This window comes from Streptomyces sp. IMTB 2501 (genome assembly GCF_001953885.1).
GTDB lineage: Bacteria > Actinomycetota > Actinomycetes > Streptomycetales > Streptomycetaceae > Streptomyces.
This window is the reverse complement of sequence record NZ_MQUS01000029.1, coordinates 108950-128575: the sequence shown is the minus strand read 5'-3', so window position 1 is coordinate 128575 and position 19626 is coordinate 108950. Positions and strand designations below refer to the sequence as shown.

The following is a 19626-nucleotide window of genomic DNA, read 5'->3' as shown; positions in this document are numbered from 1 at the left end:
CCGCTCATTCAGGGTGCTTGACGGTCTATAGGAGCTTCATCAACCACGGCCAGCCTGCGCATCACCGCCTGGATCTCGCGTGACCTGGTGGAATCGATGCGTCGAAGGCGAGCCGCTGGCAGCCCCCGAGCCCCGCCTGTGACTCCCACGTCCCGCACCCGGGGACCGGCAGCCGGACCCGTGCCTGCTGGACGGCCCGGAAAGACGGCGTACGCCCCCTTCACCCAGCCACGGGACCGAATCCGGTAGGTCCCCGCGCACACCGCCTTCCGGCTGCTGCTCTCGACTCTGGCCGGTGTCCCTCCGCGTCAGGTGGCGCTCAACCGGCAGTCGTGCCCGGATGTGCGGCGGCCCGCACGGCCGACCCGCGCTCGTGGACGGCACACCCCACTACCCCTTGCCTACAGCGAGGACCTCCGCCTGATCGTGATCGTCGACTCGCCCGTCGGCGTCGGCATCGAACGCGTCCCGCCTCCCGGCGTCGCCGCACTCCTCTTCACCGCGCTGCACCCCGAGGAGCAGGTGGAACTCGACCGGCCGCCCGAGGACGAGCGGGCCCCGGCCTCCGTCGGGGTCTGGGTGCGCAAGGAAGCCTGGCCCAACGGCGAAGGCACCGGGCTAGCCCCGGGACTGTCTGCCAGCTACGTCGATACGGACGCCACACAGTGTGCGGCGGCCCCAGACTGGACATCACCGATCTCACCGTCGACGCGACCCGAGCGGCGGCGATCGCCTCATGCACAACCGACGGCACCGGTGACCCGTGCCGTCAGCCCCGCAGGATCTCGAAGTTCTCCTTAATACCACCACCCGAAAGGCTGTTCGGCGACGAACGAGGTGCGCACCTGACGCTCCCGCTCCTCGTCGTCCGTCTCCTGCGTCCGCCACTTGCCCCTCGGCTCGCAGGCGCTCGTAGCGCCGCTCTTCGGTCTCACCCGGTTCCGGCGTTCCCGCCTCAGACCGCTCATCATCGTGCTCCTCCCTCCCTCGTGCCGGCTTGATGACTCCACCCTGCGATCCGGGTGCTGAGAGCAGACCGCGCGACGCCCCGTTTCTCAGCCCTCTCAGCCAACGGCCGTCACCGGAGACAGCTATGGTGGATCCGAGGAAGTCATGCGGACGCTGATCATCGAGGATGAACGCGGACTCGCCGCGGCGATCGCTGACGGGCTCGCGGCGGAGGGCTTCGCCGCCGACGTAGCCCACGACGGGACCGAAGGCCTGTGGCGCGCGTTGCACGAGTCGTATGACGTCATCGTGCTCGACATCATGCTTCCCGGCCTGTCCGGCTACGAGATTCTGAAGTGGCTGCGGCGTGCCCGGGTCTGGACACCGGTGCTCATGCTCACCGCGAAGGATGGCGAGTACGACGAGGCGGAGGCACTCGACCTCGGCGCCGACGACTACCTGCGCAAGCCCTTCTCCTACGTCGTCCTCGTGGCCCACCTCAGGGCGCTGCTGCGCCGCGGGGCGCCCGCCCGTCCTGCGGTGCTCCGGGCCGACGACCTCAGTGTGGACCCCGCCGGCCACCGCTGTCGCCGTGGCGGGCAGGACATCGGGTTGACCGCCCGGGAGTTCGCCCTGCTGGAGTACCTGGTCAGACACGCCGACGAGGTGGTCAGCAAGACGGACATCGTCACCCATGTGTGGGACGAGCACTTCGACGGCGATCTCAACATCGTTGAGGTGTACGTCGGGTATCTGCGACGCAAGATCGACGCTCCCTTCGGCCGGCACTCCATCGAGACGGTCCGCGGTGCCGGTTACCGGCTGCGCAGCGGTACGGGGTGAAAATGTCCACCGGAGCCCGGTTCTGGTGGGCGCGCAGGTCGCTGCGGCTGCGGTTGACCGCCGCTGCGGCCCTGGTCATCACCGTCGGCCTGGCCGGAGCCGCGGTCCTCCTCGTCGTCTGGTTGCACGGCAGCCTGATCCATGATCTGGACACCACCGCCCTCCAGCGAGCCGAGGTCGTGGCAGCAGACGCCGACAGCCCGCCGATCAGCAAGAACATACCGGCCGCCAGCCATGGAGAGGCCGCCATACAGATCATCGACCACAGCGGCGACGTCGTCGCGAGTTCGGGGAACCTGCGCGGCAGGCCACGGGCGTTCTTCTTTCCTGCTAGCCGGTCCGGTAACCCTAGAGCGCACACCGTTCGCGACATCCCCGTGGGCGAGAACGGTGTATGGCGGGCTGTCGGCGTCCCCGCCGGTGCGGGCGGCAACCCGCTGACGGTGTACGTGGCCGTCCCCACCGAGGGCGTCGACCAGGGACTGACCCGGCTCACCGCCGGCCTGGCCGCCGCAACACCGGCGGTCATCGCCCTGCTCACGGCCGTGGTGTGGCTGCTCACCGGGCGGGCGCTGCGCCCCGTGGAGGCCATGCGGGCCCAGACCGCCCAGATCACCGCCTCCGACCTCGGCCGAAGGCTCGATGTGCCGCCAACCGCGGACGCCCTCGCCCGGCTCGCGCGGACACTGAACGACCTGCTGGAACGCCTGGACACGGCGACCCGGCGGCAGCGGCGGTTCGTCGCGGACGCCGCTCACGAACTGCGCAGTCCCCTCAGTGCCCTGCGCACCCGTGTCGACGTGGCCGCCCGACACGCCTGCAAGCCGGAGGCACAGCGCCTCGCCGAGTCCCTTCTGCGGGACTGCGAACGGCTCACCCGGCTCGTCGACGACCTCCTCCAGCTGGCGCGACTCGATGACCGGCCCCGGATCCGGATGCGCCCCGTCGACCTTGATGAGATCGTCTTCACCGAGGTGCGCGAGGCCCGCCGCCGTACCCGGTTCCCGATCGACCAGCACGCCGTCGGCGCCGTACGGGTGCGAGGCGACGCGGACGCCCTCGCTCGTGTCGTATGCAACCTTCTCGACAACGCCGTGCGGTATGCAGGCAGCCTGGTGACGGTCAGCCTGCACAGTGAGGGCGGCACTGCTCGCCTGTCCGTCGCCGACGACGGCTCCGGCATCCCGGAGGCCGACCGAGCACGGGTCTTCGAGCGCTTCACCCGCCTGGACGACGCGCGCTCCCGGGACACTGGCGGCAGCGGCCTCGGCCTGGCCATTGTCCGCGAAGTCGTCACCGCCCACCACGGCCGCACTCTGATCGAGGACAACCAGCCCGGCGCCCGGCTGGTCGTCCTGCTGCCGACGGAAGAACCCTGACTCCGGTAACGCGGTCCGAGGTCGAACGTCCCCGACGGAAGCTGCGCTTTTGCCGTTGTCTAGCTGAGCGGGTCCGGACAGCGAGTGCCCGTCATCGCGGATGAGTTGAGGTGCAGCCCCAGGGCGGTCCGCCACTGGTTGCACCGCTTCAACCGATTCGGGCCTGGACGGCTCGGAGGCTCTGGGCGGGCAGGGCCGTAAGCTTCGGATCACCAAAGCGGGACACTCCAGAGCCATCGGCCTGGTGAAACAGCTGCCATCGTGCCGGCTGACGGTGCAGGTGGACGGCGAGTCGGCCGCGGCGGATGAGTCCGGACCACCGGAGTGGACCCTCGGCACACTGGCGGCTGCGCAAGACCCACACCCTCCCCCCCCGCTTCCTACGGCGCCGATTTGTGTACACCGTTTGAGGAATCCAGCAATAGGCAGCGTTCGCCCCGTCGACGGCATTGTGTGGGAACCATTCGTACGGCGCAGCTACTGACTGGCCGTGCCCGGCGTTGTTGTCATCGAGGAAAGCCTCAACGCCAAGCAATGGATAGGAAATCACGATGAACCACGCGTTCCGTCTTGCCGCTGCAAGCGCTCTCGGCGTCATTCTCCTGACGGGGGGTGCCACCGCCGCAGTGGGAGCCCCCCTGACGACCACGCAGACGGCCAGTGCCGTAGAGCAAAGGGCGACACTGACCGCCAAGGCCAGCGTCAGCAGCGTCCAGGCAAGGGAGGCGTTCAGGATCACTGGCACGTCGACCGGCCTCAAGCCCGCCACCAAGGTGATGCTCCAGAACAAGCAGGGTGCCAAGTGGGTCAGCTTGCCCGCCGCTGCCGCCGTCGCCCAGGACGGCTCATACGCAACGTCATACACAATGCGGGATGATCTGGGCGTCAAGGGCAAGAAGCAATTCCGCGTGGTAGGCGGTGGTGCGGTGTCCCCCGTGTTCACGGTCACCCTCCGCTGACTTCACCACCCACGATGTCTGGGTTTCGTCACACGGGCTGCGCGCCCCTGGCACCCCCTCAGGTTCTAGGAGCCGTTGCGACATCCCAGCTCAAGGGGTGGGGTGGACTTCGGGATCCGGGAAGACCGGGGCAATCAGGGCCTGAGCAGCCGGGAAGCGTGTAGACGCGTCGGGATCAACTACCGCACTGGCAAGCGATGGCGGAATCGTCGCAACTCGAAGGACCAAGGGGGCGCCGCCCAGCTCAGCGGCCGGCGTCCCCGTTGGGTTCGTCCCGGTTACCTGCGCCAAGACGACCGGACCGAACATCGCCGACCGCTGGGGGAGAAGGCCACGATCCGGCAGATTGCCGTTGAGCTGTGACGCAGCCCCTCTGCGATCTGCCGAGAGATTTGCCGCAACGGCCTGCCGATGCGCGCAGATGCATCCCGCTGGGCCTATGGTCCGTACGCCGTCCCGGCTCGCCCCAAGGCCGGGTGGATCGGCCAGAGCCCGCAGCTGCGCGCCTTCATCCAGGACCACCTGGACCTACGGTGGAGCCCGGAACACACGCGACCCGCGCGGCGCCGTGGACCAGCCGGCCGGCCAGAAGCAGGCGTCCGGTGATGAGGGCGCCGGCGGTGTAGGGGTTGAACACGACGGCGCGGTAGCTGCGCTGTGCAAGGAAGAGCAGCGCCAGGCGTGCCGCCCGGTAGCTGGCGCCGAACAGCAGCCCGCGAGAGCCGTATGCCTACGGTAGGGCCAGCGCCATGAACAGGCCGCACAGCCCGAACGCGAACGCGCCCAGACGTTCGAAGGTCCGCTCCAGGTCATGCGTGTTGGCGTGCATCGTGGTGCCGCCCCATGTCCGGATGATCGGGATGAGCACCACCGCGGCCCGCCCGCCCCCAGGCCGGCGGTGGTCGGCATGCAGGAGGCTGGCCACCTGAGCGACCGCGACGACGAACACCAGGGCGAAGAACAACTCTGCCCAGGTGACCTGCTTGTCCTGCTCGGGCATCTTGTGCGCTTCCTGCCGCTGTCGCACCGTACTGAGCTGTGCCGGTCAGGCGCTTGACGCCAGATGAGCGAGGTAGCTGCCGCGACCTGCTGCAGTCGCGTCAGCCTCGCGTCCCGGACGGTTCACAGGCGAACCGAGGCAGGAGGGTCTTCGTCAGGTGACAGCAGAGGGATTGCGCGACACTGGCTCGCACACCAGAGGGACGTCGACGCATCACCAGCGTGTGTCCTCAGTCTCGCATGGCGCGCAACTCGGCTGGGGGTAGGGATCCTTACCCGGTTTGCCGGCTTCCAGGCCTGACGGCGGTCTCCCGGATCGCCGTCGGGCCACATCGAGGAGACCGACGGAGCCGTCGGCATCCACCTCGGCGCTCGAGCTTCCCGCTCCCGTCGCAACTGGCCCGACTGAAGGTCGCGGTTCGCCGCCGCCACGCCGTCCTCGGCTGGATGAACCCACCCTGGCTCTTCCCCGGAGGCCAACATGGGCGGCCGATCAGTGTCTGGGCATTCAGTCGGCGGAGCTCAGGTTGAGTGCTTGAAGGCTCCTTGCGGCATCGACAGCGGCGCCCGGCTTGCGGGCAACCGCATGTCGCTCCCGCTGTTCGATGCCCTGCGACAGATGCGCCGCCCCAGGGGCGGACTGACCTGGACGAGTCATTCCCACGCCCACTGCAACCTGCGCCCTCGCCCGCGGCGAAGTCCCGCTGATCCACGAGAGCTTGAGCCAGCTCATCCCTTGGCGGTGGGTCGCCTGTCTGCGCGACCTGCTCATGCGGAGTGGCGTCCTGCCCCCGGCCGACCGGCAGCTGCTGCTGTTCCAGCGGTGGCTCGCCGAGAACCTGTCCGCCATCGACTACCCCGGGCACCGGCGCCTGCTGGAACTATTCGCCACCTGGCACGTTCAGCGCCGCCCGCACACCCTGACCGACCACTGCCCGCTCACCAGCAAGCAGATCCACCAGGCCCGCAACGAGATCCTCCTCGCGATCGCCTTCCTCTCTCACCTCGCCGAGCGCGAACGAACCCTCGCCGACTGCACGCAGGCCGATGTCGACGACTGGCACGCAGGCGGCTACACCGCCCGACGCCTCACCCATGCCTTCCTGCGATGGGCGATGCGGTGCAACCACATGCCCACGGTCACCATTCCGCACCGCTCCACCAGTAACCCAACCCCGCTCGCTCAGCACCAACGGCTCATCCTGCTACGGCAGGCAGTCAACCGCGAGGACATCCCTCTCCAGGACCGCGTGGCCGCCGCGCTCGTCCTTCCTCCTCTACGCGCGGCCGCTCACCCGGATCGCGCGGCTCACCGTCCACGATGTTCTCCGTGAGGACGGCGAGGTCCAGATCCGGCTCGGCCACCCACCGTCGCCCGTCCCTGAGCCCTTCGCCGGCATGCTGCTGGACTACCTGGGCCAGCAGCCGAACACCATGACCGCAACCAATCCGGGCACCCGATGGCTCTTCCCAGGCCGACGGGCCGGACAACCCATGACCTCGGACACCTTCGAAATTCGCCTCCGCGACCTGGGCTTCCCTATCCAGTGAGGACGCGCGTCGGCGATCCGCCACCTCGTATTCCAGGCCCCCGCCCCCGTGGTCGCCCGCATGCTCGGCCAACACGACAACACCACCGCCCGACTCGCCGCCGAGGCCGGAGGAACCTGGCGGCACTACACCCCGGAGACCACTCACGGTGACCGCAGCCCCTCGGCGGCTGGGGAATACACGACTCTCAATTGGGCCCGCGAGGAGGATCGGATCGGATTTTGGCGTTAGCGGGTTGAGGGCTGCGTTCGGTGCAGGCGTCCGTGCGTTCGTCTAACGGTGGCTTTGCTGGAAGGGACCGTGGCGCTGCCGTACTGTCCCGTGAAGCCGTGGGGAGCTGTTGGTGCTGGCGCTGGTGCTCTCGAGCTTGGCAGTCAGGATGGCTGGACTTGGTCGAAGTGGGCGAGGGCTTCGGCGGGGTCCGGGCTCACGAGGCGTTCCAGACCGGCCGTCGTGATCTTCGCCCACCTGCCGGCCCGTGCCCACATCTGTTCCTCGAAGGCGCGGACGGCCTCGTCCAGATCTCCAGGGCCGGCGGCGATGGACTCGGCGAGTTCGGCGCCTTCCAGCATCGCGAGGTTCGCGCCCACCCCCAATGGGGGCATCAGGTGGGCGGCGTCGCCCAATAGCGTCACCCCGGGGACGTGGGTCCAGGTGTAGGACACGGGCAGGACGTAGAAGGGGCGGTGGACGAAAGAGGTGCCGTGGCGGAGGAGGTCGAGGACGGGGGCGGCCCAGCCGTCGAACAGAGCCAGCAGACTCGATCGCACGGCCTCGACGTCGGCCAGGTCCAGGTTCGTGTGCCACTCCAGCGGCGCGCGGAACTTGGCGTACACCTTGACGTGGCCGCCGCTGTTGCGCTGGGCGACGAGGGAGCGGTTCACGCCGTACACAGCCACGGAACCGTCGCCGATCAACCGGGCGAGGTCGGGGTGGCGGGTGTCGACGTCGTCCAGAGAGGTCTCGACCGAGGTGACGCCGGTGTAGTGCGGCGTCATCGACGAGACTGCCGGGCGGATCCGGGACCAGGCGCCGTCCGCGCCGACTACGAGGTCGAACGTCTCCTGTCGCCCGTCCGCGAAATGGACCAGTACGCTGTCCCGGGTCCTCGGCACCACCTGCGTCACGGCCCGCCCCCACTGGACGTCGAGAGGGCCGAGCAGCAGGTCACGGAGTTGTCCGCGGTCGATCTCGGGGTTGGCCCGGTCACCGGGGCGGGGTCGCCAGTCGCGCAGGACGGTTCCGTCCGTGTCCAGGATGCGCATGGCCTGTGCCTCGGGACGGGACAGCGCCTGGAATTCCGCCAGCAGCCCCGCCTTGTCCAGCGCGAGCTGGCCCAGCCCTTCGTGCAGGTCCAGCGTGCCGCCCGGGGGACGGGCGTCGGGGGCGGGGTCGCGTTCGAGGACGGCGACGGGGTAATCATGGCGGTGCAGGACACGGGCGAAAGTAAGGCCGGCAGGGCCACTGCCGACCACGGCGATGCGATGTCTCATGTCGATACACTGTATTTTCTCAGTGCAATGCATCGCAACAGTACGATGTCACCATGACTGTGTGGGACCGGCCGGAGCCGCCGACTCGCCCTGTGCCGCTTGACCGGGAGCGGATCGTCGCTGCCGCCATCGCGCTGGCCGACGAGGGCGGGCTGGAGGCGGTGTCGTTGCGTAAGGTCGCCGGCAGGCTGAACGCCGGCCCGATGCGGCTGTACGGATACATCTCCACCAAGGAGGAGCTGTTCGACCTCATGGTGGACGAGGTCCAGGCCGAGATTCTCCCCGAGGAGCAGCCCGGTGACTGGCGGGAGGCGCTGCGTAACCTCGCGCACCGGACCAGACAGGCGGCTCTCCGTCACGAATGGCTGGCCGACCTGCTCGGCGGCCGCCCGGCCCTGGGTCCGAACGGCCTCGCCGTGACCGAGGCCACGCTGGCCGCAGTCGACGGCCTCGCCGACATCGACACCGTCATGCGCGCCGTGGAGACTGTCAGCGCCTACTTCACCGGTGCGATCAGGCGCGAGATCGCGAACCTGCGGGCCGAGCGCGCCACGGGCCTGTCCAAGCGCGACTGGCAGCGTGCCTCCGGCCCGCATGTGACGAGAATGTTGGCCACGGGCCGCTTCCCGGCGCTGGCCAAGGCGGTGTACGACGCCACGGACGTGGACGCCGAGGCGTCCTTCGAGACCGGCCTGGACTGGGTCCTCGACGCCGTAGCCGTCAAACTCACCCGGCCGCCAGCGTGACACTCAGCTGCTGCCGAATGTGAGCGAGGCCAGGGTCGGTGTCCACGGGCCGTGCGGGCAGTCTGTCGGTCCCATTTCGCGGCGGGTGAATTGGGGCACCGGTCGGCACGGAACAGCGAGAGGTGCGGGTAGTACCTTCGCCGGACTCGATCGGCAATTACCCACAGTGATCAAAGGTCCAAACTCGCCGGGGAATACACGATGGTTGACTACGCGAGGTCGCCACTTCGATCCCCCGTGTAGGTCTGGGCGGCACCGTTCGGGTTGTGCTGGCCGGTGACGGTGCGGACGGTGATGTATGTACTGCTGCCTTCGGCCGGGTCTGCGACTTGAAGTCGCCGGGGGAGCCCGGCGTGCCCCTGCCGGCCGCGGCGATGCCCGTGCGGGGGTGGAGGGTGACGGAGCCGATAGTGTGAGAAGGCCTGCTTGCGGCCGGCTCCGTCCTGCCAGCTTGAGGGCCTCACCCAGTGGCGACGCCCGCGGCTATTGGAGCGGGGCCGTCTGTGGGCCGTCCCAGGGAGGCCAATATCGACCAATGACGACGGACAACGACGACGTCCGTGCTGGTTGGAGCAACACTACCGTCGGTCCGCCGAGGTGACCGAGTCAGGTCATCACTTCTTCCTGAAGAGGTACTGCCCGCCGACGTCACGCTGGCTGGCGTACCGCCCGCTGGGGTACCGCCAGCGGTACCCCAGCCCTGCGGGACGTCGTACACCAACCGTGACGAAGCGGCCCCGCTCCGCCTCTTCTTTCCGCCGGATCGTGTTGCCCGTTGGTTCCACTTCCGCGAGCGCTGCGCAGATACCGCGACGTCCTTCGCCGAATACATTGCCGCTGTGGCGGCGGGCGCGGGTCCGATAGCGCGTCAGCGTGCGTCTCCCAGCCGGACGTCCGGCTCAGCGGCTCGGCCAGCAGGCCCGGCGCCAGTTACGTCGGCCGGTCGTCCCGCAGCAGCGCGTTCGGGAGGATGGTGAAGTGGTGCCGACGACGGCGAATTACGCCGTCGCTGGCACCATGGGCCGACCGTCTCGCGGGCTACGCGTAGAACGGGCCGGGGGTGGTCCAGGTGGTGTGGCCGAAGACGTTGTCGTCGGCGATGGTGAGGCTGACGTTGGTGACCTTCAGCCCGAACTGGGTGGGGGTCATCCCGTCGGGGCAGTTGACCTGCACCGCGGGGAAGTTCACGTAGAACTGCGGCCCCGAGTCCTGAGTCGGGTTCGAACGCAAGTCAGATATCACCCAGTTGGCCTCGGTGAAGTAGTAGGTCCGCATCAGTTGCTCATGCTCGCTACGGACGACGAAGGCGGTGCGGTGGTCGAAGGTGCCGTCGGGGCGCAGGCAGCCGAAGGTGCGGGCGGTGTCGGCGTAGGAGTTGAAGTAGTAGTCGGTGCTGTAGAGACCCGCCTGGTAGCCGGGTCGGCTGCGGACGTTATGCAGGGTGAAGTCGAGCTTGAACCCTCCGCAGCCGGGCGTCGGGTCGTAGTCGTGGTAGATCTGCCGACACTTGCGGTCGCCGAAGGCGGCGTCGGGATCCGGGTGGTACGGCTGCGGGACGACCTGGCCGTGGAACAGCACAGTGGCCGAGATCCCGCTCCCGTCGGGCGCCGGAATCTCGGCACGCGCCGTAGCGCTCGCCGCTCCCGAACCGGCCAGCACCAGCCCGGCTGCCATCAGCAGCGCGATGACCAGCCGCGCCCGCGATCTGCGCAGTAACTCCATGGAGAAACCCCCTCATGACGTCGTGAGGCACCGCCCGCACCTTCGCGGATGGCGCGCCACACGCTAACCGCGGCCCCGGGGGCACGTCCGGCGAACACCCTGAAACGGCGCGAACCGGCCGCCGAGGTCCGGGGCCCCGCATCACGATTCTTCGATGAGCGACAGTCGCCTGGCACTCGCCAGCGGATCGTCGTCCGGAATCCGTGCGGCCGTCGCCCGACGGCTGGCCGCCGACGGCATGCGGATCGTCGTCAACTCCGCGCGGAGCGCTGTCACGGACAAGGAACTCGCGGCCGAGTTGCCCGCCGCGGTGATGGCGCAGAGACCCCCCGCACCACCTGGCGACACCGAGCATGAGCGCGGCCAGCGCCGCCAAGTGGCCTCCCTCCACCCTGGTCGGTGGGGCGTACTTCGCCTTCAATGGCGGCTCGACCGGAAGGCTCCCCCCATGCCCTTGTTCCTGTCCCAACCCCGGCCAGAGCAACGGGTAATGGCTGTGAGGCAGGCGGGGGCGAGGCCCTCGTACGGCAGTGAGCAGCACACCGACGTCTCAGAACAGGCCGGGTGGCACTGTTCACGAGAGCCGGCAGCGCTTGTCCATGAGTTGGGGGGAGCCGGGGGCGGGCCGGGGTTCGACATATTCACGGGTTCTGAGAGCACTGGCGCACAGCGGTTCTGCTCAGGCGGCTGCAGGTGTAGTCCGAGCTGTTGGAGTCTGACCGCAGCCGGCTGGGCGATGGTCCCCAGGGGCCGCTCGTGCCGGCTCAGCCGGCGGTGAGGATGCGGCAGATGTCGCCCTCGGTGCAGGTAGCAGGGTCGGTTGTGGAGGCGGTGCGGGTCAGCTCGCGCAGCGTGGCGCGGGTCGCCTCCAGTTCGGCGATCCGGTGCTCCACGTCGGCGAGGTGCCGGCCGAGGAGCTCGGTGACGTGGCCGCAGGGCGGGTGACCGCCGTCGCGGATGGCCAGGACGTCACGGATCTCGGCGAGGCTGAGGCCGGCCGCCTGGGCGGAGCGGATGAAGCCGACCCGGGCCCGCGCATGGGCCGGGTAGTCGCGGTAGCCGCCCGAGGTGCGGGGCGGGTCCGCCAGCAGCCCGGCCTGCTCGTAGTAACGAAGGGTCTTGGTGGTGGTGCCGGTGGCGGCGGCGAGGGCTCCGATGCGCATACCTCCACGGTAGCCCTTGACCTTCCAGCGTAATGGAAGGTCTAGCGTGGGCCGCGTGACCTGGAGGTGCCGCCGATGCGTGTGGAGATGCTGACCGTCCCGGACTGCCCGAACGGCCCGGTACTCAAGGAGCGGCTGGCGCTCGCCCTCGCCGGCCGTGCGGACGTGGAGCTGACCGGGCACGTGGTCGACGGCCAGGCCGAGGCCGAGCGCAGGGGCATGCACGGCTCGCCGACGCTGCTCGTCGACGGGCGCGATCCGTTCGCCGCTCCGGGCACCGCGGCCGGCCTGTCCTGCCGGCTCTACCGGGGAGCGGACGGCCGGGTCGACGGGGCGCCGTCCGTCGAGGCGCTGCGGCAGGTCCTCGGCACCACGGCCACCACGGGGGCGGACCAGGCTGTCGGCCGGGCCGGGCGGGGTCGTCTCGCGCCGGTCGAACGGGGCCTGCGGGCGGTGCAGCAGGCCGTCCTGCGTTCCTTCGCCACCACCGGCGCCCCGCCCGCGGCCGCCGAGTTGGAGTCGGCGGCCGAGCCCTTCGGCGTCCGCGCCGCCCAGGTGCTCGCCCAGCTGGCCGCCGAGGACTTCCTCACCCTGGACGGCACCGGTCGCATCCAGGCCGCGTACCCGTTCTCCGCTACCCCCACCGAGCACGCCGTGCAGATCGCCGGCGGCGCGACGGTGTGGTCGATGTGCGCGATCGACGCGCTCGGCATCCCCGCCATGCTGGGCACCGACGCCATCATCACCTCCAACGACCCAGTCACCGGCGACCCTGTCCGCGTGGAGTTCACAGGCGGAAGGGCCACCTGGCAGCCAGCCACCTCGGTGGTCTACTGCGGCACCCGCCCCGGTGACGGCCCGGCCGCCACAGTCTGCTGTGGCTACCTGCGCTTTTTCACCGCGCGCGGCACCGCGGAGCAGTGGACCGGACAGCACGCCGGCATCAGCGGCGCCGTCCTGGACCAAGCCGAGGCCGAGCGCTTGGGCGCAGACATCTTTGGCCCCCTGCTGGCCGCACCCGCACCGTGGGCCGGACCGCCATGAACCCACCCCAACGCCACGACCCGGCCACCCGCAGAGGAACAGCGGCCCTGCTCGCGGCCGCCACGGCAGCCATCGTCTGCTGCGCGGGACCCGCCCTGATCATCGCCGCGGCCTCGGGCGCGGTCGCCGCCTGGCTCAGCAACTGGTCGGTCACCGCCGCCGCGCTGCTGATCACCGGGGCCGTGGCTTGGTGGCTACGACGCGGCCGGCGGTCCTGCCGCCCACCAGGTCGCTCTCAATGATCGGGATGTTCGGACGCCAGGTCACCTGCTGCTGCCGACCTCACCGAGCTTCCCCAAGCGCCGGCCCGTGCCTGGCCCAGGCGCTGTCGATTCTCGTGAACATTTAAAACGCCGACCGCGGGGCGCCTGGCAAAGTGATTGTCCCCTGTCATCCCATCGGACGTTTGACAGCGAACTCAGCCGTTACGTCGTGCGGGGTGAGCGCTCTGAGGGTGGGGCATGGCTGTACTGGCTGGGGTGGAAGGTGCTGGGCAAGTAGGTCGAGGTGTCGTACGCGGATGCTCTGCATCGAGCCAGTGAGGACGGCGCGGGCGGGGAGCGGTGCCGCCTTCACCGGAACGGCCGCGCCGTTGCGGTGAAGGCGGTCGATCGGCGTGCGGTGCTCTTGCGGCGGTTAGCGGACGACGTGGACGGTCACCGGCGTGGAGGTGCGGTCCGTCTTCGCGTGCTGGTGGTGCTTGTCGGTCGAATACAGCACTGAACGGAACTGCAGCTCGCCTGTGTGCGTGGCCTTGACGTTTGCGCGCGCATCACCGGAGAAGCTCCGCGTGACGGCGTGCCAGTGGCCCCAGTGGCCGGGTTTGCCGGACCGCTCCTGTATGACGAGGATGGTGTATTGCTGGGCGTCGTCATCTCCGTAGCCGCGTACCTTCACCACGTGGCCGGCATGCGCGGTGTGTGGGGTGGCCTGAATCGAGATGTCGCCCTTCGCGAACGCCGGGGATGCCGCCAGTGCTGCCGAGGTCACACCCAGCGCGGTGACCATCGCGAGCCGCTTCATGCCAAGCTTCATACTCGGATCTCCTTGGATATCTCCGTCCCCTTTGCGTCAACTAGGCTTCATAGCTGCTTGATTGACGCACTTCCATCGGAGAAGAGTGGTTGGCTTGCCCAGTAGTTGGCCCCCGATTGTCACTACCTCGTAACTGGCGTCAGACGATCACCGGGCTGCCTCACCGTGCACTTACCGAGAGGCACTGTCTGACGGCCAATCCAGTCGGCCCAGGTCGGAGGCGCTGCCCCCGACTGACTTCCCCACGTTCTTCTTCGGGACTGGGCGATACCTTCGTATGGTTGGCCCCCCAGGGGTGCCGGGTGTGGCTAACCAACTTTTGCCATCAGTGGCTTACAACGATTGGTCGCTCGGCACCCCACGACGACTCGGCTGCCAATTGCGAATTGCGAATGATCGATTCGTAGGGAATCGACAGCGAGGTCGTCCGTCGGGAGGCACCAGCAGCACACCGCACGGAGGCACCACAGGGCCGCGATCTGGGCCGGCATCGACGCAGGTAAGACCCATCACCACTGCGCCGCGATCGACGAAAGCGGCCGTCGGCTGCTGTCGCAACGCGTCGCCAACGACGAGCCCGAGCTTCTCGAACTCATCGCCGACGTCCTGTCCCTGGGCGAAGAGGTGGCCTGGGGCATCGACCTGGCCGACGGGGGAGCCGCCTACGGCGCTGTTCCCGGTCCCGCCTCCCTCGGATCCCCCAGCGGCCGGGTCAGCTCGTCATCCTCGGCCGCCCGGCGTCCCGGTTCCGTCTCGTCCAGCTCCCAGTAGTGCCGGCACTCGTCGCACCGGTGCTCCAGGATGCCCGCGTTGATGGTCAGTACGGCTCCGTGCGGACAGCCGCTGTCGTCGCCGCGTCCCGCGCATTGCTGTTCCCAGTTGTCCCCCATGCGGTTGACCGTGCGGCGTGCGAGGGGCAGTCGGGCAGAGGGCGTGCAGGGCGCACGGGCGCTCGCGTCCGGCAACACACCTCAGCACCGGCCAGTAGCCCCAGCCGCTCGCTCTGTTCGGCTTCAGGGAACCTCACCTACCCCGTCCTGTTGGTGGTTTGCATGTGGCTGTCAGTGACTGATCGTCGTGGTGGAGTCAGCGGAAAGACCGGCGTGAGCAGGTAGGGGGTGGCGCTCTCTGCTGGCGATGCGTGTCACCAGTGACGAAAGCCCGGGCCGGTATTACGCAGACCATCATTCGAGTCGGTGGCCTACGCCTTCTACCTGCGCTCGATGGGCGGTTCTCTCGATCGGATCGAAGCCCAGCGTCAGCCAGATGCTTTCATCTTCACCCTCGGGCCGGGAACCAAGTCCCAGGTCTTCATGGTTGATCCGGCGGCCCAGGCGCCTAGAGAGGGCCTCGGCCAGGTACCCGGGCGTCGCCCCGGACGGCTCGGCGCCCTGGCAGGTCGTTGACCTGCGCGCACGTGGTGGACGAGGCAGCCGTGGCGTCCACCTTCAAGGCCACCGGCCCCTGAGCGTGAGCGACCGCGAAGCGGTGCTGGTCTACACCGTCTCGACCCTGCCCGTGCGGTGGGCTTGACCCCAGCAGGCACCAGACCCTGCGGCCGGTGGGCGGCTTGGCGTGGCATGCGCAGTTGGAGCACGATCGGGTGACGGTCACATTCACGGCGTGTGCGGGTGAGCGCTCAAGTTCCCTCGGACCAACACCGTGTCCTTTGTCGTGAGGGCTCGCTGGTCTGGCCATGGGGTGGGATACCTGGAGTGGGATTGTTCCGGACGGGCTGTGGGAGATCGCGGAGCAGCTGATCCCGCAGTCGAGGGTTGGGCCGCAGGGCGGGCGACGCAGGAAACGCCTGATGAGGCGCTGTTCGCTGCGGTCATCTACGTCCTTGTCGGCGGTTGTGCTGGCATCCTTGCCTCCGTGCTTCGGCGTATCGATGATTGACTGTCTCCGATATCGGGGGCCTTTTCGGACGATCTTGGGGTGCGCGATGGCACGTGCACGGAACCGGCCGGACCCGGACGCCGGACCGTTAGAGCGTTTCGCCTACGACCTGCAGGTACTGCGAGAAAAATCAGGGGCATTGGACTACCGGTCGATGGCACGTCGAGTCGGCTGCGCGCCCAGTACGTTGTCCACCGCCGCGGCCGGGAAGCGGCTTCCCACTTTGGAGACCACGCTGGCCTTCGTGCGTGCGTGTGGGGGAGGCCTGGAAGCGCAGGCCGAGTGGACTCGGCGTTGGGAGCAAGTCCGCACCGAACTGAATCGGCAACCCAGCGGTGAGATGGCCGGGCTGAGCGCGGACCGCGGTATGGCCGGAGACCACACCCTTCCGGACAAGCCAACCGCGCAGGAGAACATTGCGAGCGGCGGCGTCGCCTCCGGACTGATCAAGTCCGAAAGGCGATACAGCAGAAGGATGGGCGTGCTGATCGTATGCGCTGCGGCTGCCTCGGTCGTCACAGCAACAGGGCTCGTCGGCGCGAACGGCGATCACAGTCCCCGCGCGCACATCGCTTCCCACGGTTCACCGCGGATTACCGTGTCGTCAGCGAGCCCGACCACCGCAACCGCGCCAACGCCTGAGCCCGAGCGGAGGCACGGCCCGCTGATCATGATCCCGGGTCGTGCCGTGGACCTGGACTCGCTTGCCCCGGACTGGGCCGAGCAAGCCGCTCCCGGCCCCACCAGCACCGACGTCGAGTTCGATTTCTCTGATCACGCGCTGACCGGACTCCGCAACGCCGACATGGCCGTCCTCCCTCCCGGTAGCACGGGCACCTTCAGCGAGTGCGCGCTTGAGCAGAATTACGGGGTCGCTCTTGCCGCCCACGACATCCGGCCCGGACGGTTGCTGTGCGATATCACCAGCGACAACAGGGTCGCCCTGCTTCGCGTGACCGACGTACAGCACGATGCGGTCGGCACTCCGGACCAGGTGACCTTCGACGCTGTTGTCTGGGTCCGCCCCCACAAGAACTGACCGGGCGGCGAAAGCCGGGTGAGGTATCGGATGCTGGCCCGCAGGAATCAGAGCACCCGGACGCCGTTGTCGGTCGTCCTTCGTCCGGTCCCAGCACGACCGTTGAACAGTTGCTGACGGCCAGTGTTTTCCCTGTTCAGCGGTGTCCGAACAGAAGCGAACAACTTCTGTTGTTTTCCCCTTGCCGAACACCGTACGGGTGGCTGTCCTGTGGGGCAGGATCCCGCGCAGTCGTAGCGGGCCGCTGCTCTCCCGGAGGTTCACCATGCGTTCTGTGCTGCCACATTCCCGGATACGCGCAACGACGTTGCGCGTTCTGGCCGCGTCCGTAGCCACTGCGGGGCTGCTCCTTCTTCCCGCCACGAGTGCCCACGCGGCAACCGCCCAGCCCGCGTCGACCGGCCCCTGTTACACCAGCCCGAGCCAGAAGAACTGCGACAGGCAGGACCCGATCAAGCAGGGCTGCAACGCGGACGCGGTCACCGTGGCGGGGTTCACCGTCACGAGGCCGTGGGGGAAGATCGAACTGCGCTGGTCGAACCACTGCAAGACCAACTGGACTCGCTTCACTGCCGCTTACGAGAGCACGTGGGCCGTCAACGTGGAGCGTCAGAGCCCGCATCTCCAGGTGGGCGAGGCCGTCGAGATCGCCGCGGGGGGCCAGCACTACACGGACATGGTGTACGCGCCGGGGCCGGCGCAGGCATGCGCCAACGACGTCAACAGCGACAACGGTGCCTGCACCGGGTACACGAAGTGATACGGCAACGAGCAGTCGGTGGGCCGAGGTTCACGCGCCACCCCATCGCCGCGACCGCGGGAACTCTGCTGCTGTTGTTCATGGCAGTGTTCCTCCCTGCCACTTCCGCATCAGCCGCGACCGGCGGCTGCGATCCGCACATCAAGGTCAACGGCTGGGATGTCGGCGTGTGCATCAGCGACCGCAACACCTCCGCCGTGACTGCGGATGTGTATCTCAACGTCGTCCCCGGCCCGCAGCCCTCCAACTGCAGGATGTACATCGAGATCTGGAGTGACGCAGGTCTCGAGGCTCCCCGTGACGACGGGCATCCCTGCGCCGCCCGCAGTTCCTCCTACGTGTACACGGTGCAAGGCCAACCGGCTCGACTGAAGATCATCCGCTGCTATCGGGGCCTGCATGCCCACGCCTTCTACTACGTGGGATCCACGATGCACATCGGCGACAGCCCGCACTTTGACTACGGGTGCTGACTCATGGTGCGCAGGTCTGGCAGATGCCGCGTGATGAGTGTCTAATCCCTGCCGGGGAGCCCCGACCGAAGCCGCCCCACCGCACCAGCGCGGTGGGGCGGCCCCTTGCGCCCCCCGAATCAGGATCAGCGCGCGCTTACACCATGTAGGACACGGTGTAAGGCCCCTTGGAGGGCGGGGAGTTCCGCGCATACCTCAACGAGGCACTCGACGTGCTGATGACCCGCTGCGGGGCATGACGGACACACGGCCCCTCCGGAAGCTCGGCCATCGCGAGACCGTCGCCGCGACTCTGATCCAGCGCCCCCGCCACGTCGACACCGCTGACGAGTGCTGGGACGAGAACGTGCAGTTCAACGCCGCCGCCCGGGAAGCTGTACCCCGGCACATCGCGGAGATCAGGCGTCTACGCAGGCAGCCGGAAGCCGGCCTCCCGAGCGGAGATGAAGAAGGGTGAACTGAGCCACAGCTATTGACAATTGCTCATCCGGATCACGCGGGGATGACTGCTACCCAGGGTGCCCTGCTTACGCACACCGCGCCGATGAAGCACCCCGGTCCCGCCTGCATTCCCGTCGTCACCGGCACCCGCCCGGCCGACAACCCTCGCCGGTATGGCCGCCCGCGCTGCTGGCCGCACTCTGCCTGCGCCCGGCAGAGCATCGAACGGCCGCGCGGATTCCTAAGTCGGCTGCGACTTGGCGGATGGACTCAGGGGGTGTCGACGCGCACGGCGGTCGCGGCCAGAGTCGTGTAGTTCATCGTGAAGCGCCCGCCCATGGAGTCGATGGCGTCCCCGACCGCGTCCAGTATTTCGGCCAGCTGATCGGGACGGAGTTGGGTGAGGCCGCCGGTGGTGGGCAGCAGGTCCAGCCATTGGTCGCGCGTGTAGGACTGCTGCCAGTCGAATCGCCACTGTTCGGGGTCGTTGAACTGTTCGGTCTCCCGGATCTTGTCGGCGAACTTCGCGTATCCCGCCTGGTAGAGGTCGAGCGGGCGTCGGGCAGGTTGACTGCTGAGCGGGGAGTCGGGCGCCACCCGCCGGAAGGCAGCGGCAAACGGTTCAGCCACCTCGGCAGGCGGCTCGTACACGTGCCCGAAGATCGCCAGCCGTCCCTCTGGACGCAGTACACGTGCCGCCTTCACGGTGCCGACGACCGGATCCACCCAGTGCCACGACTGGGCGGCGACGACCGAGTCGAACGTCCGGCCGGCGGGCTGCCAGGCTTCGAAGGCCGCCACCTCGACCTCCAGGCCACGGGCTCGTGCGAAATCGGCCATCCGCGCATCGGGCTCGACGCCGAGCACGGTGCACCCAGCGGCTTGGAACTGACGGGCTGCGATGCCGGTGCCGCAGCCGATGTCGAGCACGTCGGGCCCGGGGCTCCCTGCGACGATCCGCGCCCCCAGTGCATCGGGGTAGGCGGGCCGGGCTTGGTCGTAGCGTTGGGCATCCACGCCGAACGACTCGGCCGTCCGCCGGGCCTTATGCGGCTCTGCTGGGGATGGTTCTGGTTGTTCTCGCGGTAAGGTGGGCATGCGCCCACCTTAGTGGGCGAAAGCCCACTAGGCA

Annotated in this window: 20 protein-coding genes and 2 pseudogenes; 15 read left to right on the top strand and 7 right to left on the bottom strand. The window is 68.6% G+C overall.

Annotated elements, in window-relative coordinates; translation table 11 throughout:
* Nucleotides 1-1113: 1113 nt before the first annotated feature.
* The 4 genes from AV521_RS36480 (at nucleotide 1114) to AV521_RS36465 (ending at nucleotide 4129) form a co-directional block, all read left to right on the top strand.
* Nucleotides 1114-1791, top strand: a complete 678-nt coding sequence (locus AV521_RS36480) for a response regulator transcription factor (RefSeq protein ID WP_076094784.1) — start codon at nucleotides 1114-1116, stop codon at nucleotides 1789-1791.
* 2 nt (nucleotides 1792-1793) lie between these two features.
* Entirely contained in the window at nucleotides 1794-3170 is a 1377-nt protein-coding gene (locus AV521_RS36475) for a cell wall metabolism sensor histidine kinase WalK (protein ID WP_076094782.1), read from the top strand.
* 84 nt (nucleotides 3171-3254) lie between these two features.
* Nucleotides 3255-3371: a helix-turn-helix domain-containing protein gene (locus AV521_RS51540; protein ID WP_256725823.1), complete on the top strand. Its 117-nt coding sequence runs from the start codon at nucleotides 3255-3257 to the stop codon at nucleotides 3369-3371.
* A gap of 350 nt (nucleotides 3372-3721) precedes the next feature.
* Complete coding sequence (locus AV521_RS36465; RefSeq protein WP_076094781.1) at nucleotides 3722-4129, top strand: hypothetical protein; 408 nt, start codon at nucleotides 3722-3724, stop codon at nucleotides 4127-4129.
* A 730-nt stretch (nucleotides 4130-4859) separates the two neighbouring features.
* Here AV521_RS36465 and AV521_RS36460 read toward each other — a convergent pair.
* Nucleotides 4860-5129: a low temperature requirement protein A gene (locus AV521_RS36460; RefSeq protein WP_076094779.1), complete on the bottom strand. Its 270-nt coding sequence runs from the start codon at nucleotides 5127-5129 to the stop codon at nucleotides 4860-4862.
* Between the two features lie 718 nt (nucleotides 5130-5847).
* Between AV521_RS36460 and AV521_RS36455 the strand changes: the two genes are divergently transcribed.
* The gene (locus AV521_RS36455) at nucleotides 5848-6462 is read left to right on the top strand and encodes a hypothetical protein (protein ID WP_076094778.1); all 615 of its coding nucleotides are present in this window, start codon (nucleotides 5848-5850) and stop codon (nucleotides 6460-6462) included.
* A 591-nt stretch (nucleotides 6463-7053) separates the two neighbouring features.
* On the opposite strand, the gene AV521_RS36450 is transcribed toward AV521_RS36455, so the two are convergent.
* The gene (locus AV521_RS36450) at nucleotides 7054-8172 is read right to left on the bottom strand and encodes an NAD(P)/FAD-dependent oxidoreductase (protein WP_076094776.1); all 1119 of its coding nucleotides are present in this window, start codon (nucleotides 8170-8172) and stop codon (nucleotides 7054-7056) included.
* Between the two features lie 53 nt (nucleotides 8173-8225).
* Between AV521_RS36450 and AV521_RS36445 the strand changes: the two genes are divergently transcribed.
* Nucleotides 8226-8918 carry a TetR/AcrR family transcriptional regulator gene (locus tag AV521_RS36445; protein ID WP_076094774.1) on the top strand — a complete coding sequence of 231 codons (693 nt, stop codon included), beginning with the start codon at nucleotides 8226-8228 and terminating at the stop codon, nucleotides 8916-8918.
* A gap of 1038 nt (nucleotides 8919-9956) precedes the next feature.
* Here the strand turns inward: AV521_RS36445 and AV521_RS36440 are convergent.
* Both AV521_RS36440 and AV521_RS36435 read right to left on the bottom strand, forming a co-directional pair.
* Nucleotides 9957-10640 carry a hypothetical protein gene (locus tag AV521_RS36440; RefSeq protein ID WP_076094773.1) on the bottom strand — a complete coding sequence of 228 codons (684 nt, stop codon included), beginning with the start codon at nucleotides 10638-10640 and terminating at the stop codon, nucleotides 9957-9959.
* 764 nt (nucleotides 10641-11404) lie between these two features.
* Nucleotides 11405-11803 carry a MerR family DNA-binding protein gene (locus AV521_RS36435; protein WP_076094771.1) on the bottom strand — a complete coding sequence of 133 codons (399 nt, stop codon included), beginning with the start codon at nucleotides 11801-11803 and terminating at the stop codon, nucleotides 11405-11407.
* A 75-nt stretch (nucleotides 11804-11878) separates the two neighbouring features.
* Here AV521_RS36435 and AV521_RS36430 point away from each other — a divergent pair, with 75 nt between their 5' ends.
* Both AV521_RS36430 and AV521_RS48845 read left to right on the top strand, forming a co-directional pair.
* A complete protein-coding gene (locus AV521_RS36430) occupies nucleotides 11879-12847 on the top strand; it encodes an alkylmercury lyase family protein (protein WP_076094769.1) in 969 nt (322 codons plus the stop codon).
* Nucleotides 12844-13089, top strand: coding sequence for a mercury transporter (locus AV521_RS48845; protein WP_143658715.1), 246 nt, complete (start codon nucleotides 12844-12846; stop codon nucleotides 13087-13089). The genes AV521_RS36430 and AV521_RS48845 overlap by 4 nt, the downstream gene beginning before the upstream one ends.
* Nucleotides 13090-13483: 394 nt before the next feature.
* Here the strand turns inward: AV521_RS48845 and AV521_RS36420 are convergent, their stop codons facing one another.
* Nucleotides 13484-13870 (bottom strand): hypothetical protein, encoded by a 387-nt coding sequence (locus AV521_RS36420; RefSeq protein WP_143658714.1) that lies wholly within the window; start codon nucleotides 13868-13870, stop codon nucleotides 13484-13486.
* Nucleotides 13871-14359: 489 nt separating this feature from the next.
* Between AV521_RS36420 and AV521_RS36415 the strand changes: the two are divergent.
* Nucleotides 14360-14545: pseudogene (locus AV521_RS36415) on the top strand (transposase); the annotation flags it as partial.
* Here the strand turns inward: AV521_RS36415 and AV521_RS36410 are convergent.
* A complete protein-coding gene (locus AV521_RS36410; protein WP_076094765.1) occupies nucleotides 14545-14772 on the bottom strand; it encodes a hypothetical protein in 228 nt (75 codons plus the stop codon). The pseudogene AV521_RS36415 and the gene AV521_RS36410 overlap by 1 nt on opposite strands.
* Nucleotides 14773-15078: 306 nt before the next feature.
* Between AV521_RS36410 and AV521_RS48840 the strand changes: the two genes are divergently transcribed.
* From AV521_RS48840 to AV521_RS36390, 6 genes and pseudogenes are all read left to right on the top strand, one after another.
* Complete coding sequence (locus AV521_RS48840; RefSeq protein ID WP_143658713.1) at nucleotides 15079-15288, top strand: hypothetical protein; 210 nt, start codon at nucleotides 15079-15081, stop codon at nucleotides 15286-15288.
* Between the two features lie 290 nt (nucleotides 15289-15578).
* A pseudogene (locus tag AV521_RS49675) lies at nucleotides 15579-15773 on the top strand (transposase); the annotation flags it as partial.
* 54 nt (nucleotides 15774-15827) lie between these two features.
* A complete protein-coding gene (locus AV521_RS49670; RefSeq protein ID WP_179023641.1) occupies nucleotides 15828-16820 on the top strand; it encodes a helix-turn-helix transcriptional regulator in 993 nt (330 codons plus the stop codon).
* Nucleotides 16821-17094: 274 nt separating this feature from the next.
* The gene (locus AV521_RS36400) at nucleotides 17095-17580 is read left to right on the top strand and encodes a DUF2690 domain-containing protein (RefSeq protein WP_179023651.1); all 486 of its coding nucleotides are present in this window, start codon (nucleotides 17095-17097) and stop codon (nucleotides 17578-17580) included.
* 80 nt (nucleotides 17581-17660) lie between these two features.
* Entirely contained in the window at nucleotides 17661-18053 is a 393-nt protein-coding gene (locus tag AV521_RS36395) for a hypothetical protein (RefSeq protein WP_076094762.1), read from the top strand.
* Nucleotides 18054-18288: 235 nt separating this feature from the next.
* Nucleotides 18289-18510, top strand: coding sequence for a hypothetical protein (locus tag AV521_RS36390; RefSeq protein ID WP_179023649.1), 222 nt, complete (start codon nucleotides 18289-18291; stop codon nucleotides 18508-18510).
* 254 nt (nucleotides 18511-18764) lie between these two features.
* On the opposite strand, the gene AV521_RS36385 is transcribed toward AV521_RS36390, so the two are convergent.
* Entirely contained in the window at nucleotides 18765-19592 is an 828-nt protein-coding gene (locus AV521_RS36385) for a class I SAM-dependent methyltransferase (protein ID WP_076094760.1), read from the bottom strand.
* Nucleotides 19593-19626: the final 34 nt, after the last annotated feature.